The sequence below is a fragment of the Mucilaginibacter sp. OK098 genome (genome assembly GCF_900142915.1).
Lineage (GTDB): Bacteria > Bacteroidota > Bacteroidia > Sphingobacteriales > Sphingobacteriaceae > Mucilaginibacter.
The window spans coordinates 64482-78615 of record NZ_FRCM01000009.1; the positions used below are offsets into that span (position 1 = coordinate 64482).

Sequence of the window (14134 nt, forward strand, 5' to 3'; positions counted from 1 at the left end):
CAATGACACAATGCCCAATACCTAAAACCCCCCGCTAGATCCTCCACCGCCAAAATCACCGCCGCCAAATTTTACGCCTTCATCTGTTGGGACTGCCGGTGCATGTGAAAATGTTTCGGCAACTATCAGCGATTCAACTTTAAGGTGATCCATCAGGTTCTCCTCATCAGATTCCGTGTAGGTGAAGCCATGTTTGGGTGTTTTTAGGTATCTCACTACTGCATAAACCACAGCAAGTATTACAGTTCCGGCAATGGTAAGGGCAACATCAACAGGTAGTACATGATAGTAGGTGCGAAAGGTTAACGCGGCAGCAGTTATCAGCAACAAGCCAACCCGCAGGAGGATCACATCTTTACGTTTTATACCAAGGCCTATGTAAGCAAAGGGCATTAATATGGTCCAGGTCCAAAAGATCGCCCCAAAAGGAACCGGGCCGGTTTTGCCCATCATTTCGCTGCTTAGCGTTTGGATAACATAATAATTACCGGATGCATATAACGCCGTAAGGCTTACAACTTTAGCCACAATAAGGCAGTTGTTATAATTAATGAATTCTTTGCGGCTATTATAAACACACGCTATCCAGTAGATCCCGCCCGAAACCAGCATCATAATAAAAGGCGCTGTTGATAAACCGGCTGGCACTATTTTTATCCAGGCAAAAAATATAAAAGCTAAAAACGCAACACAGCATATGGTAGCCGCAAGCATATCGGCAAAGCGAATACTTAACCAAAGCGTCAGTAAAAAGATCAGGCCTGATAATGGGGGGTAATGTGTGCCATAATTATTGTTTGATAACATCATAGTAAAGCCGGTGGCAAATAAACATCCGGATATAAACAAAAGCGCATCATCAACACCCGACCGGTAATGATGGCTGGCATTAATCATGACCTCTAATCCAGCATAAGCTAAAGCACCCAGGAAAAACAACCAGAAGGCGCTTTCGATCAGCCCCCGGCTACTTGCTGCCATTAGTGTTAACAAGCCATCGCCAAATGCCATAATAACGCAGGTAAGTATAAATAAGCCAATGCGCACAAACAAATTAGGGGTGTAAAAGTCAACCGGGTATTTTTGTGCGATACCATTAAACTCCGCATTGCTGATGTTGCTTTGTTGCACCTCTTTTTTAACCTCATCCTGCAAGCGCAGGTTAGTCAGCCAGGTTTTATTATAAGCTATCATGATGCTTTAAGTTTTTTATTAAGGTTGATCAGCAAAAGTATAAAGCCAATGCCCGACCCAATGAAGTAAAATGCAATAAGCTCAATCATAGCGCCATCATTAATGGAGAGCAAAAACCGCATTACCAAACTGCTTAAAGCGATATAGCTATACAATATCACCAGCAATAAAAAGTAAAACGATTTGTTTTTAAAGGCATCCTGATACATTAAAAAAGATAAGATTAAGATGCCCAGCATCCAGGCAGCAGCTGTTGCAGAATCATAATAATGAAAGTACCCGGCTAACAAGGCAATATAAGCAACATGGATCCCATAATGAAGGTAGCTGAACTTAAAATGCTTTTTATAATTAAAGCGCTGTGTGGCATAACCGCCTGCAATTAACAGGATCCCTAAAAGCAGGTAAGTATAAATAATGGTTTCGCTGTTAAAATCACTGTTGAGCAATAACTGTTTGGGGGTAACGGATACGCCCATCCAAAGGGCAAGGTTGGCAATAGCCATGCTCAGGATGCCCAGGTGATCAAAGTAGTAGGCAATAAAAAACAATGCAAGCATGGGTATTAAGGTGGCCATGCCATAGTTTGTGCCAAATACTTTGTACTCAAATTGCAGGTAGCCCACAAAAATTAACAAGCTTGTGCTGGCCAAAAGCAAAATATAATCGAAAAATGAATTGGGCGATAGCACCCTTTCTTTACTAAAAGGCAATTTATTTTTAAAGCAATAATAAAAGCAGCCTATACAGATGGCCGCTATCAGCATCAAAACAAACTCATGCCCTATTGTGTCAATGTTTTCGTAGATCAGCAGGCCTAAGCCACCGGTAAGCAGCAGCACACCTACATAAAGCAGGGTTTTTATTTCCCAGTGAACAGAAAAAAGTAATGGTTTTTCTTCCTTTAGCCTGATCTTCCCGAGCGATTCATCGCTTATCAGGCCTTCAGAATGAAGCGTGCTATACAAATTATTATTCATCCGGGTTTAAGCAGGTTGGTTGATCAAGTATAGTAAAGTTTCTCGGGATTTGTGCAAATGCAGAAAGATAACCCGCATTTACCAATTAACTAATAACACTAATGAACCAATAAACAAATATGCTAAAACTTCAAATTTTCTTTTAGCCAGTGCTGTACCTGCTCCTGTTTGGTAATATCTTCAGGTAATTTATCATGGATGAGTTTTTCCATTTTGTTGCCGGTGTTGGCAAAGCGGTAATCCCAAAATATCATTAGCTTATTTATCAGGTAAACAACTTCATTACCCTCTTCCTTATTAAAAAGCGTGTCATCAGGCTTGCCATTAACGCGGGGATCGTTCTGTACGTAGACAGTCCATTTATAATCGGAATAATGTAAGTTTCTTCTTGAGAACAAGATCATGAGTGCGGTGATTTCTATAAAGATACTTATAATTAGTTGTAAAGGTTGTAAGCGTTGTAATAAGTTGATTAAGTTGGATTGAGTTAGATTAGGTTGATTGAGTTGAATTACCTGTTTTGTGACAATATTTAATAATCGATTACCCTTATAACCACTACAACTTCAATTAACCAGATTTTCTACAGGATATTATCAAGCTTTCTACAGAATGAGTTTTTATACTTGATTAAAACAAAAAATCATGAAAAGCAGATTATTAATAGGAGGAGCACTTATTGCATTGGCAAGCGGCAACCTCAAAGCACAGGATCTAAAAGCATCAGCCGTACCTGCTGTAGTGAAAGAGGCATTGGCTAAAAAGTATCCCGAAGCTACAAAAGTTAGCTGGGAGAAAGAAAAAGGCAATTACGAGGCCAATTGGGGTGGAAAGTCCGGCGAAGACAACTCTGTTCAGTTTACGCCAACAGGTACATTTATTGAAATTGTTAAAGCCATTCCCATAACTGATTTGCCTAAAAATGTCGCCCCTTATGTTAGTGCGCACTACAAAGGTGCAAAAATAAAAGAGGCCGGTAAAGTAACCAATGCCGCAGGCAAAACCATGTACGAGGCCGAAATAAAGGGTAAAGACCTTATTTTTGATGAGAACGGGAATTTTATTAAAAAGGATTAAGAAGAGTATTTCAAAAGATGTCATGCTGAACTTGTTTCAGCACCCTATATGCTAAGTGACCAACATAAAGGTGACCTATCTTGTGGGGTGCCGAAATAAATTCGGCATGACGTGCGGGCGAAGGCAGCACACCAACCTACCAGCCTTTTACCTCCTTTATATAAGCCGTTAGTTCATCAGCTATCAGCTTGTGCTCATCCAAATCCGGATGCCCACCGCAACCGTTGTGGTATTGTTTGGAGAAAAAGTATTTATGTATCTTTTTATCGCCGTTGGCATTCATATAAGCCGTAATACCAATTAAGTATCGTTTTAATACCGGCAATAGTGTATTATCAGCCATAGGGCTGGTTAAACAAATAATATCGGCTTTGGGATAATGCTGCCGCATGGATGTGATGAGCTTTACATAGGTACTGCAAAACAGGGTTGAATCCTGCGGACCGTCATTTTGCCCTATGCAAATGGTAACCACATCCGGCTGGTAATTTTTAAAGCCCCAGCTAACGGAATCGGCTGCCAGGAAAACTTTATCGTAGATCTGCGGGAGCACCACTTTCATATTGCAGCAGCTGTGCAGCAGGCCAACACCTGCAAGGGCGCTAAGTTGCCAGTCGGCATTTAAATTGCGCGAGGTGCGTGCGCCATAGCTCATATAAGCATTATGCTGGTCGTACCATTGCCCTTTATCACATGCAATTACCGATTGGTCCATCCCCGTGCCGCTGGTAATAGAATCGCCAAAATATTCAATTTTACGTTTGGGTGGGGTGGGTAAGGGCAAAAGTTGTTCACACCTCAGGCCAATAAAATCAATATAGCCGATGTTTGATTCGGTATCCTTGCAGATGAGGATAGTATGCTCTGTATCTGATAACCCACCCGGTACTTTTATTACATTTTCTTTACCGGTTGTTTGAACGCGGTAAGGTTTATCGCCATCAATCACTATCTCCAGGTAGTTAAGATTATGACCGCCGGCATTTTCGTCGTTCAAAATAATTTCGCAATACGGGCCCTTGAATTTTGCTTTTATATAAACACCGGGCGCCCAGATGCGGGGTTTTAACCTGTCTGAAAAGTCAACCCTGCCAACATAACGGATCTTACGGTCATCAGCCTTAAAAAACTTTAGTCCGTCGTTTTTATGGGATGCAAAAGACAAAAAGGTATTTGAAAGGATAATAAGGAACAGGCAGGGAAGGCGTTTCATCATAGTTTAAAGTTAAGCTGTAAAAAGGCTAATTTAAGTAATCCGGCGGCTTGCAGGGTAATACTATTATATCAATTAATTAAGCCCAATAAAAAAGGTGATCCGCAATAACAGATCACCTTTTAAATAAATTATAAAGCTATTTTAGTTTTATTCCGGCTGTTGTTCTTCCGATGGCAGGCCTACAATTTTATAGGTTTTGTTGCCATTGGCATCTGTTAGTTCCTGGTAGTAAACACCATCAGGAGAAACATACAGTTTTTCGCCGTTAACCTTTATCTTCCTGCAATCAGCTGGTAGCTGACCAACTATGTCACCCATTTGAGGGCCCTGGTACTGGTCGTCCTGTACATTTGAATTGGTGTTCAGCTCGCCATCCTTACCTGCAACCTGGTAAACAACCGAGCCATCATCTTTAGTAACCGCCTGGTAGTATACACCGTTCAATTCATAATACTGCTGACCGTTTATCACAATTGACTGTGCTTTTTCAGGCAGCTCTTTTACTTCGGCGCCAACCGGTGGTTCAACAACGGTATATTGACTGTTATCATATTGATAGAACAACCCGTCGCTGTAGTAATATTGGAAATCGCCATAGTAAAAAGGATAGTAGCCATAAGGCAGTATGCCAATTGAAAACCCAAGGCGTGGTGAATAATACGAATTATAGTACCCGCGGTTATAATGATAATAATTATGATTTCCCCAGTAACCGCCACGGCCATATCCAATTTGCGGAGAGCTCCGGTAGCTACCGGTAGCCGGCCTGTGGTTAACATCATAAGTACGCGGAGCGTAACCATAGTTTCCTCTTGCACTGGTAGCAGGGCGTGGATTAAAGCCATAATTGTTGCGCTGAGACACCCCTACCCGTGGCGAGTAACCGCTATTGCTGCGCTGAGAAAAAGCAGGGCGCGCTCCGCCTTGCTGCCCACCTGATTGCCCGGGAGCTATCGATGGCCTTGAAACACCAACACTGCCGCTTGAGCGTGGCTGACTAACAGATGGAGCCGGGCTGCTGCTGGCAGCAGGTCTTGAAGGGGCTGGGCTGCTATTGCCGCCACCACCACCACCGCCGCCACCACTTGTAGATGGCCTGTGCTGTGCACTTACCGAAGTTGCTAAAAACGCACATACAAGTGTGCCTAAAGCAGTGTTTAATAAATTTTTATATGCAGTTTTCATGATGAAATATTATTATTTGCGAATTAAGTAAATCGGGTTTTAGTCGGTTTATCATAGATAGACTAAAATTTTGATAAACGGTTTAATGCGCAATAAACTATTTTGTAATTATAATCAAAAAACGAGCCGGGTTTTAAATAAAGCAATAATATTACAAATAGCTTTTAACCAGGTAAGTTAACATTGGCTTATTACTGTAAACATACGGAATTTACAGGGAAAACGATACACCGGAATAACGGGCAGTGGTAAAAATTGATTAAAAATTTATAACTCCTCGGAGATAAATAAAAAAGGCGTATCAAAATGCAGGCTAAACAGGCCATCTTTTATTGTTTTATACAAATTATCGCCGATTTTTTCCAGTCCTTCTGCCCGGAGTTCTTTTGCCTGTGTTAATAGTTCAATGGTTTCTCCTGCCGGTTTCCACTTGCTGAACCCGGGATTTACGGGATATATTTTTTTACCAGCATTAAAAATAACCAGGTTTATTTTGGTGGCATAGGGTTCATAATCTGTTAGGTTTAATTCATCGGTTACAATGTTTACCGCGGGGAAGCCGTTGAGGGTAAGTTGTTTTAAAGCGGCGCTTATTAAATCATCATCATTAGCTGGCATCAGCTTTACATCCGATTGTAAAACCTCATCAGTATTATTGGTAATTATCCAATCTATTTTTATCCCGTAAGTATTCAGTTTTTCGGCAGTTTGCGGGGAGGTAATAACGGTTGGGCTCCATTCCAGCAACTGGCCCAGCAATTCATCTGTAAAACTATCAAGCCCAAGCACCAGCAATGCGGGTTCCTGTTTTTCGCGAACTACGTGGTGTGATGACATGGAGGGGGAATTAGAAACAAGATACAAGAAGTCAAGATTCAAGAAAGAACAGAAACAAATTTGGTTTAAAGATATCATTTTTAACACGACATCTTAAATCCTGACTCTTGACTTCTTGCATCTTGCTTCTCAAATCAATAGATCTTTTGATAAAACGCTTTCAATGCCCTGCCGGCATCAACTGCCAGGTTAACTGCCGCCGATACAGCTATGCCGTAAACCCCGGTTTTTATAAGTAGATCAACGTCTTCAATATGGATGCCACCGACCGCTATAACCGGGATGGTTATTTCAGGATGCTTTTCCAGCTGCCGGTAGCCTTCAAAACCAAGCAGTGGATAATTATTTGCTTTGGTATTGGTAAGCGCAAAAGGCCCGTATCCGCAATAATCAACAACACCGGTATTTTGAACCGCAAGTAAGCGACTGATATTTGTTGCCGACGCACCTAATGTTTTATCATCTCCGATACTTTTACGGATCGCTTTAAAATCAGCATCAAAATCCTCAATATGTACGCCCTGCGCATCAACTTTATCAAGCAGGTGGTAATGATTGGTAAGGATGAGCGTAGTACCCCAATCATCGCAAAGCGCCGCAATTTCATTTATCTCCTCAATCAATTCCTCATCTGGCTTGGTTAAACAGCGATACTGGATCCAGTTAGCCCCGGCCTCGCAGGCAATCGTAGCCTGCTTCAGGTGGCTTCGTGTACGCAGATCCTGCGTTAGGTAATGAAATTTGGAAATGTATTTCTTCATGTTATTAGTCCGAAAGTCAGTAAAGACCGAAAGTCCGGAAGATGATTTTGTTTGCTTTATAAAAACTAGGTCCTTTAACTTTTTTCGTCTTTCGGACTTCCCGACTTTACTGACTTCCTTTAAGCACCTCACTTATCGGGTGCCCTATGCTGCCGTTTGGCGCCTGTATATGCAATAAAGCGGCAATGGTGGCTGCAATGTCTGTCATGTGTGTTTCGCGGGTAAGGCTGCCGTGCTTAACGCCCCAGCCCATAAATACCAGCGGGATATGATTGTCATACGGGTTCCAGGTGCCGTGTGTGGTGCCGGTAGGTCCGCTATCGCCAGAGCCATGGCCGGTAAAGTATGCCGGCTTCAGGATGATCTGTATTACGCCGCTATGCTCAGCGCTATACCCATTTATAATGCGGATGCGCAATGCTTCAGGAATATTGGCTGTTTGCGCTTTTTTCATATCCACAGCAAATGCAACCGCCGGATCTTTTTCAAGGAAAGTTATACAATCCTGTTTTAGCACGTCCTCATCCAGGTGCAGGTATCGCACATCTTTATAATTAAAACTAACCTGGTAATTAGTAAGTCCTAATACTAAATGATCGGCTTTGTACCTATCCTGTAAATATTGATTTAAGTTTTTCAAAACCACTCCATCATCCCAAACATCAGCAGGAATTCCGTGGTCCTGCAAAAATTGGGTGTTGTGTGCTGCACCATGATCGGCGGTTAAAAAAACGGTGTAGTTTCCTTTGCCAACTTTTGCATCAAGGTAAGTGAAAAATGTTGCAAAATCACGATCCAGCCTCAGGTAGGTATCTTCAATTTCAACAGCATTTACACCAAACTGGTGGCCAACGTAATCGGTTGATGAAAAGCTGACAGCCAAAAAATCGGTTACTGAATGCTGGCCCAGTTGTTCACCGTTAATGGCGGCAACGGCTAGGTCGAGTGTTAGTGTATTGCCATAAGGCGTAGAGCGGATCAGCCCTAAGTTATTTTTATACATGGCCGACGTTTTAACCGGCAGTGTGGGCGCATTCATACCTTTAAATTTGCCTTCGTATTTATTGCTGTCGGCGGTGCTTTGCAGGTAAGTATCTATAGGGTAAAGGGAGGTCCAGTCCTGTTTTAGATAGGTTTCAGGCAGCTTTTGATCATTAAAATCTTTTACCCATTGTGGCAGTTCCTGCATGTAATAAGTACTGGTGATCCAGTGGCCGCTTTTATCATCAAACCAATAAGCAGCATTGGCGGTATGGCCTGCAGGAAGAATCCCCCCGCGGTCTTTTAAAGCAATGCCGATAACTTTTGAACGGAAATTGGTAGCCAGCCGCAGCTCATCAGTAACCGTAGTTGTTAGCATGTTGCGCGGCGACATTTTTCCGGCAGTTGAAGTGCTGCCAACCGTTTGTACAGTGGTATCTTCGGCGCAATACATTGACCTGCCGGTAGCCTGGATAATAAAATCATTACCCGCAATACCATGGATAGCTGGTACCGAGCCTGTATAAATACAGGTATGGCCGGGGCCGGTAAAAGTTGGGATATAATCAATCTGCGTATTTTCGCAGGTAAAGCCTTCATTTAATAAACGCTTAAAGCCGTTGTTTGAGTAACGATTATAATAGCGGTACAAATAATCCCAGCGCATTTGGTCTACCACTATGCCAACCACCAATTTTGGGCGGGGCAGTTCGGGAGAAGCAGCAGGAACAACTACAGGAACAGGAATAGGTGATGTTTTTTTCTTTCTTGTTTGTGCCGATACCGAAACAGTAGCAAAAGCCAGTAATAATAAGGGCAGATGTTTAATTCTCATCTTAAAAAATTGTTAAGTAGCGCAAATATCAACAATGCAATTAAAATTCTATGTGATATTTCTGTTATGAATCACTGATGTTTGCTGATTATTTCGATGAAGCTGATATTATTGATTCAGCAATACAGGCAAGTAGTTAACTCCAAATCAATCAGCTTCATCAAAATAATCAGCCTGAATCAGTGTTCAATGGCTAACAAAGCATGCTGACTTGCCGTATGCAGATCGCGCCATGCCCTGTTAATTTCAGTTTCAGTGCTTGCCGCAGTTAAGCCGCATAACGGATAAAGCGTGTCAACACTTTGCCTGCTTAAATGTGCAAGTTTGCGGCTGGTGATACTTACCTGGTTTAGCGTCTCGTCAGGGATCTTGTTGTTATTTTGAATGGCATCCCATGAGTTCCCAACCGCGTCATAAAAATATTTTCTTACCAGGTCAAGTTCGTTTTTTAGCTTCATTAGCTTGTTTACTAAAAACGTTCTTTGTGCGTCCGTAAGTCTTGGCTGTTTTACTTTTTCATGAAAGAGGTCTTCGCACAGATCCATAAAATGAATAGCTATGCCTGATAGATTAACGGCAATAGTAGCCTCTGCCAGTTGCAAAAAAGGATACAGGTATAATGGATCAGGGATAATTGCAGCTGCCGGGTCTATTTTGAATTGCCGGTTTGAGGATACTTCCAGTCCTTTAACTTCAAAAGAATCGCTGCCTGTAGCTATCATGCCAATATATTTCCACGCGGGTAAAATATTTACATCCTTTTTATCAAATATAAAAGGCAATACCAGTGGCTCTCCACCATCTTTTAAAACAGGTTCGCCATTTTTTTGGATACTGCAATTGGCCGTTATATGCGTAGTATGATGCACACCGCTGGCATATTTCCAGGTGCCGTTTACAAGATATCCGTTGGCGGTTATTTCGGCAGTACCACATACTGCGCCGCTGCCAGCCAGGCAAACCTTAGGGTCAATGAAGATCTCATGAGCAATTTCAGGAGCAATAAAACCACCGAACCAGCCAGCACCGTTACACAGGGTAACAACCCAGCCGGTGCTGCCATCGGCCCAGCTTACGGCTTCCTGCAGTTGCAACAGGCTGAGCAAGGTTACCTGCTGCCCGGTATAAACCCGGGGCACCAGTAGCTTAAACCAATGGTTTTTATAAATAACCTTTAATTGTTCCGGGTGAAGCATGCCTAGCTTTTCAGCCTCAGCTGCGGTATTTCTTATAATGTTTACATCCTCAGTATCAATAAAAACTGAAGGATGCTGGTTTGTGTTTTCCATGTTATTTAAGTTAGTAATGTGTTTTCAGCAGCCTTTTCTTTTTTCCAGATGGCGAGCCATTCAAAAAAACCGAAAAAGGCCACTACAAATAAAAACAGGGTAAGCGCCGAAAACATGATCAGGTTTTTATAGCACAGCAACGGGATGGCAAACAGGTTGGATACATTCAGCAAGATCCAGTTTTCCAGCTTGCGCTTTGCCAGCAGCCACATTCCGGCCCAGGCTGTTGAAGCTACCCAGGCATCCCATATTGGGACGTTTGATGTGGTAAAATTTTTGAGGATCACATAAAGGATAGGCCATCCGGCAAATACAATCAGCAGTGTAATTATCCATTCCCTGCGGGTTGACCAGGTTATTTTTACAGGTGGTCCGTTCCGTTTTTTTATCCAGTGGTACCAGCCGTAAATGCTCATCACCAAATAATAAACATTCAGCGCCGACTCCGCATACAGCCCGGCAATCAGCAAAATATAAATGCCGATAAATGTACCGGCTATCCCGGTTGGGTAAAGCCAGATGTTATTTACTTTAGCCAGTAATACCTCGATTACGCCAAACAGCACCGCCAGCCATTCCCAGATTGTAGTTTGGTTAATTTGATCGATAAAAAGTTGGATCCAATGATGTAAATTCATATTGTGCTATTTTATCATAAAATGGGGATCTCATTTAGTTAAAAGATCCTTTTTTAGCCCTCTTTCCGCGCAGCGAAGAGAGGGCCGACCAGCGTAGCGTTGTCGGGGTGAGTCTATACGTCATGCATTGGCGCTAATGCATTGGCGTAGATGCCGCCCGCAGATTTACCCACCCGGTCATTGCTTCGCTCGACCTCCCTCCCTTCGCTGCGCGGAAGGAGGGAAAGAAGGATCCTTTTCTAAAACTTCAAATTCAGCGATGCCAAAAAGTTAACCGGCGCCTGCGGATAGAAGTAATTATAGTTCGCTACCTTCCCGCTTTCAATATCCGGGTAGGTTGCCCCATCCGACTGGTATTTTTTGCTGAACACGTTGTTTACCAATAAACCCACACCTATATTCTTAAGCCCTTTTATGCTGAAATTATAATTCAGGCGCACATCATTTACAAAATAACCATCAATTGAGCGGCTTTGGGTTGATGTATTATCAAGGTATTGCCTGCTTACATATTTGCTGATAAAAGCTATTTCGCCATTTTTTATAGGATGGTAGCTGATGGTACTTGACCCGGTAAGGTTTGGCGAGTATGCTATATCTGATTTCTTGTACTGCGTTGCATCCAGCGTACCGGTATCATAGTTCTGCAGGTATTGGGTAAAGTTTTTTACCTTATTGGTACTTACCGTAGCGTTTACAAACCAGCTTAATTGTTGCGCTATTTTTACCCGTACGCTGGCTTCAACCCCGGCGCGATAGCTGTCTTTTATATTGGTGCGGATAGCTCCGCCAACATCGTCAAGCGAGCCGGTTAACACCAGCTGGTTTTTGTAAAGCATGTAAAAACCGTTGATGCTGCCGCTAAAAGCTGATTCATTGATCCGGTAGCCCGCCTCAAAATCTGTTAAGTGCTCAGCCTTCGGGCGGCTCTGCGGCGACGAATTTGTAAAATCGTTACGGTTAGGCTCATGGTTACCAACAGCTACAGACCCATATACATTACTATTTGAATTGATCTGGTAGGTAATGCCTGCTTTTGGATTGAAAAAGTCAAGCTCTACCTGTTGCTGCACATTTTTAAGGTCTTGATCAAACCCTAAAAACGAATAAGAAATATGGCGGTATTGCACATCGCCATAAAACAGCACCTTGCCCAAACGATATTCGGCCCGGCTAAAAATATTGAAGTCGGTTTTTTTAGCGTGATTGCGCGAATATTCATAATCGGGCGGAATGGTGGTGCTTTGCTGCGTCCACTCAATATTATTATAGTGGTCGCCTCTATATTCGTTATATGCGCCGCCAAGGATCATATTCAGATCGTTGTTGGGTTTGTAAGTTAAATTATAGGTTGCTCCGTAAAAGTAATTGCTCAGCCAAAGCCGCCTCACCAAATCAGTATTTGCCAAAGTATCGGTACCTATAATTACGGGCTTTAAACCATATGCCGAAACCGGCTCATTGTTTTTATATTCCTCATAATAACCATACCCCCTGGTAAGGTGCAATGCGCCGCTAAATGAAAGCTTATCAGTAAGCTGTTGATTATAAAGTAGCTGGTAATAGTTTTGGGTATAGTTGTCGGTTTGGTTTTTGTAAAAGCTGTTTGTTGAGTTGATGTAGCCAAGCTCATTATACCTGCGGTTGCCAAATTTAACGCTGTCTTCTGGCACACCATCCCAGGCCTGGTAGGTTTTCTCGTAGCCCGAAAATACGTTCAGCCGCAGCACGCTTTTTTTTCCATAATAAGCACCACTTAAAAAGAAGGATTTAAGATCGGATGATGCACGGTCGATATAGCCATCAGAAACCATCCGTGATAAACGACCGTCAAAGCTGAAATGATCGCCAAGCAAACCGGTTCCGAAGCTTACGGTGTTTTTTAGTGTTCCGTATGATCCTGCCGAATTATTCAGCTCGGCATACGCGGTATCGCGCCGGGTAGTAGTTTGAATGTTGATGCTGGCGCCAAAGGCTCCTGCGCCATTGGTTGATGTACCCACACCACGCTGCACCTGGATGTTATCAACAGATGAAGCCAGGTCAGGCAGATCCACAAAATAAACACCCTGATCCTCCGCATCATTCAGCGGGATCCCGTTAAGTGTTACGTTGGTTCGTGTAGCATCCGATCCACGGATGCGGATACTGGTATAGCCAACACCTGCCCCTGCATTTGAGGTAACCACTGTTGATGGTGTTTGCTCCAGCAAATACTCAAACCCGCGACCCGAATTGTTTTTTTCGATATCCTTTTTATTCAGATTGGTGAAAGCCGTAGGCGATTTTTCAGTTGCCCGGGTAGCGCTTACCGTAACTTCTTCGGTAAATAATGTGCTCCGGCTTAATGCAAAGTTGTTTACCGCATCGGTATTTAATGTGATGTTTTTTGAAGTGTTTTGATAGCCAATAAACGATACTTTTAAAGTATACGCACCGCTTTTCAGGTTATCGAGGTGGTACTTACCGTTAACATCTGAAACTGCGTTGACCGCTGAGTTGGATAACGTAATGGTAGCTCCGGGCAGTGCTTCGCCGGTTTGCTTGTCTGTGATCTTCCCGGTAACGGAAAGCTGGGCCGCCGCCATAACAGGCAACAGCAGGGCAATAAATACCGCAAATAAATTTTTCAAAATGATTAATAAATAAAATTAGTTAAACCATCTCCGTATCAGGGCGACTACGCAGTACACTTAACTTGTTACCTCTCCCTACGCCGGCATTACCCGGATCAGGTGTATGTGGGAAGTCATTGGTCATTGTGTCATTGGTCATTGGTCTGCTTTTACAGATTTAAGACTTTTGACTTAAGACTTTGTACTTAACACAACGGGTTTGATCTCAGCCTGTCTTTCAGTTTGGTAAAATACGCTGTAGCATATTTTGCGACCAAAGCAAGGCACCCCTTGAGAATTATGAGGCAAATGTAAGAATGATTTCGGAATTCGGATGTTCGATTTCGGAATTGTTATTTGAACCATGATTTAGGGGATTAAAGGATTTTCATGATGCCTTTCTGCTGTTTCAATCCTAAAATCCAATAATCGAGTGGTCATGGTTCAAAAAAATGCTAAATTTGATTAAACCTTATACACATGAAAGAAGAAGAAATTTATCATTTAAGTCCCGAAGAATTGCCTT

At 42.6% G+C, this 14134-nt stretch carries 12 protein-coding genes; 1 reads left to right on the top strand and 11 read right to left on the bottom strand.

The genetic code is table 11. The features are described from left to right. Positions 1-21 precede the first annotated feature (21 nt). From BUE31_RS26195 to BUE31_RS26205, 3 genes are all read right to left on the bottom strand, one after another. Entirely contained in the window at positions 22-1194 is a 1173-nt protein-coding gene (locus BUE31_RS26195) for a hypothetical protein (protein ID WP_073406836.1), read from the bottom strand. Next, positions 1191-2174 carry a DUF2157 domain-containing protein gene (locus tag BUE31_RS26200; protein ID WP_073406837.1) on the bottom strand — a complete coding sequence of 328 codons (984 nt, stop codon included), beginning with the start codon at positions 2172-2174 and terminating at the stop codon, positions 1191-1193. The genes BUE31_RS26195 and BUE31_RS26200 overlap by 4 nt, the downstream gene beginning before the upstream one ends. Before the next feature lie 122 nt (positions 2175-2296). Then, entirely contained in the window at positions 2297-2578 is a 282-nt protein-coding gene (locus tag BUE31_RS26205) for a hypothetical protein (RefSeq protein ID WP_073406838.1), read from the bottom strand. 241 nt (positions 2579-2819) lie between these two features. On the opposite strand from BUE31_RS26205, the gene BUE31_RS26210 reads away from it, so the two are divergent. Beyond that, positions 2820-3251, top strand: coding sequence for a PepSY-like domain-containing protein (locus tag BUE31_RS26210; RefSeq protein WP_073406839.1), 432 nt, complete (start codon positions 2820-2822; stop codon positions 3249-3251). 136 nt (positions 3252-3387) lie between these two features. On the opposite strand, the gene BUE31_RS26215 is transcribed toward BUE31_RS26210, so the two are convergent. The 8 genes from BUE31_RS26215 to BUE31_RS26250 form a co-directional block, all read right to left on the bottom strand. After that, positions 3388-4467: an SGNH/GDSL hydrolase family protein gene (locus tag BUE31_RS26215; protein ID WP_073406840.1), complete on the bottom strand. Its 1080-nt coding sequence runs from the start codon at positions 4465-4467 to the stop codon at positions 3388-3390. A gap of 147 nt (positions 4468-4614) precedes the next feature. After that, positions 4615-5652, bottom strand: a complete 1038-nt coding sequence (locus tag BUE31_RS26220; protein WP_234997911.1) for a DUF6515 family protein — start codon at positions 5650-5652, stop codon at positions 4615-4617. 267 nt (positions 5653-5919) lie between these two features. Beyond that, positions 5920-6489, bottom strand: coding sequence for a hypothetical protein (locus BUE31_RS26225; protein WP_073406841.1), 570 nt, complete (start codon positions 6487-6489; stop codon positions 5920-5922). A gap of 134 nt (positions 6490-6623) precedes the next feature. Continuing rightward, complete coding sequence (locus tag BUE31_RS26230) at positions 6624-7250, bottom strand: thiamine phosphate synthase (protein WP_073406842.1); 627 nt, start codon at positions 7248-7250, stop codon at positions 6624-6626. A 106-nt stretch (positions 7251-7356) separates the two neighbouring features. Then, a complete protein-coding gene (pafA, locus tag BUE31_RS26235; protein ID WP_083620351.1) occupies positions 7357-9066 on the bottom strand; it encodes an alkaline phosphatase PafA in 1710 nt (569 codons plus the stop codon). A 179-nt stretch (positions 9067-9245) separates the two neighbouring features. Further along, positions 9246-10355, bottom strand: coding sequence for an acyl-CoA dehydrogenase family protein (locus BUE31_RS26240; protein WP_083620354.1), 1110 nt, complete (start codon positions 10353-10355; stop codon positions 9246-9248). Between the two features lie 5 nt (positions 10356-10360). Further along, positions 10361-10993: a nicotinamide riboside transporter PnuC gene (pnuC, locus tag BUE31_RS26245; RefSeq protein ID WP_073406843.1), complete on the bottom strand. Its 633-nt coding sequence runs from the start codon at positions 10991-10993 to the stop codon at positions 10361-10363. 239 nt (positions 10994-11232) lie between these two features. Continuing rightward, positions 11233-13626 (bottom strand): TonB-dependent receptor, encoded by a 2394-nt coding sequence (locus tag BUE31_RS26250; protein WP_317042449.1) that lies wholly within the window; start codon positions 13624-13626, stop codon positions 11233-11235. Between the last annotated feature and the right edge of the window lie 508 nt (positions 13627-14134).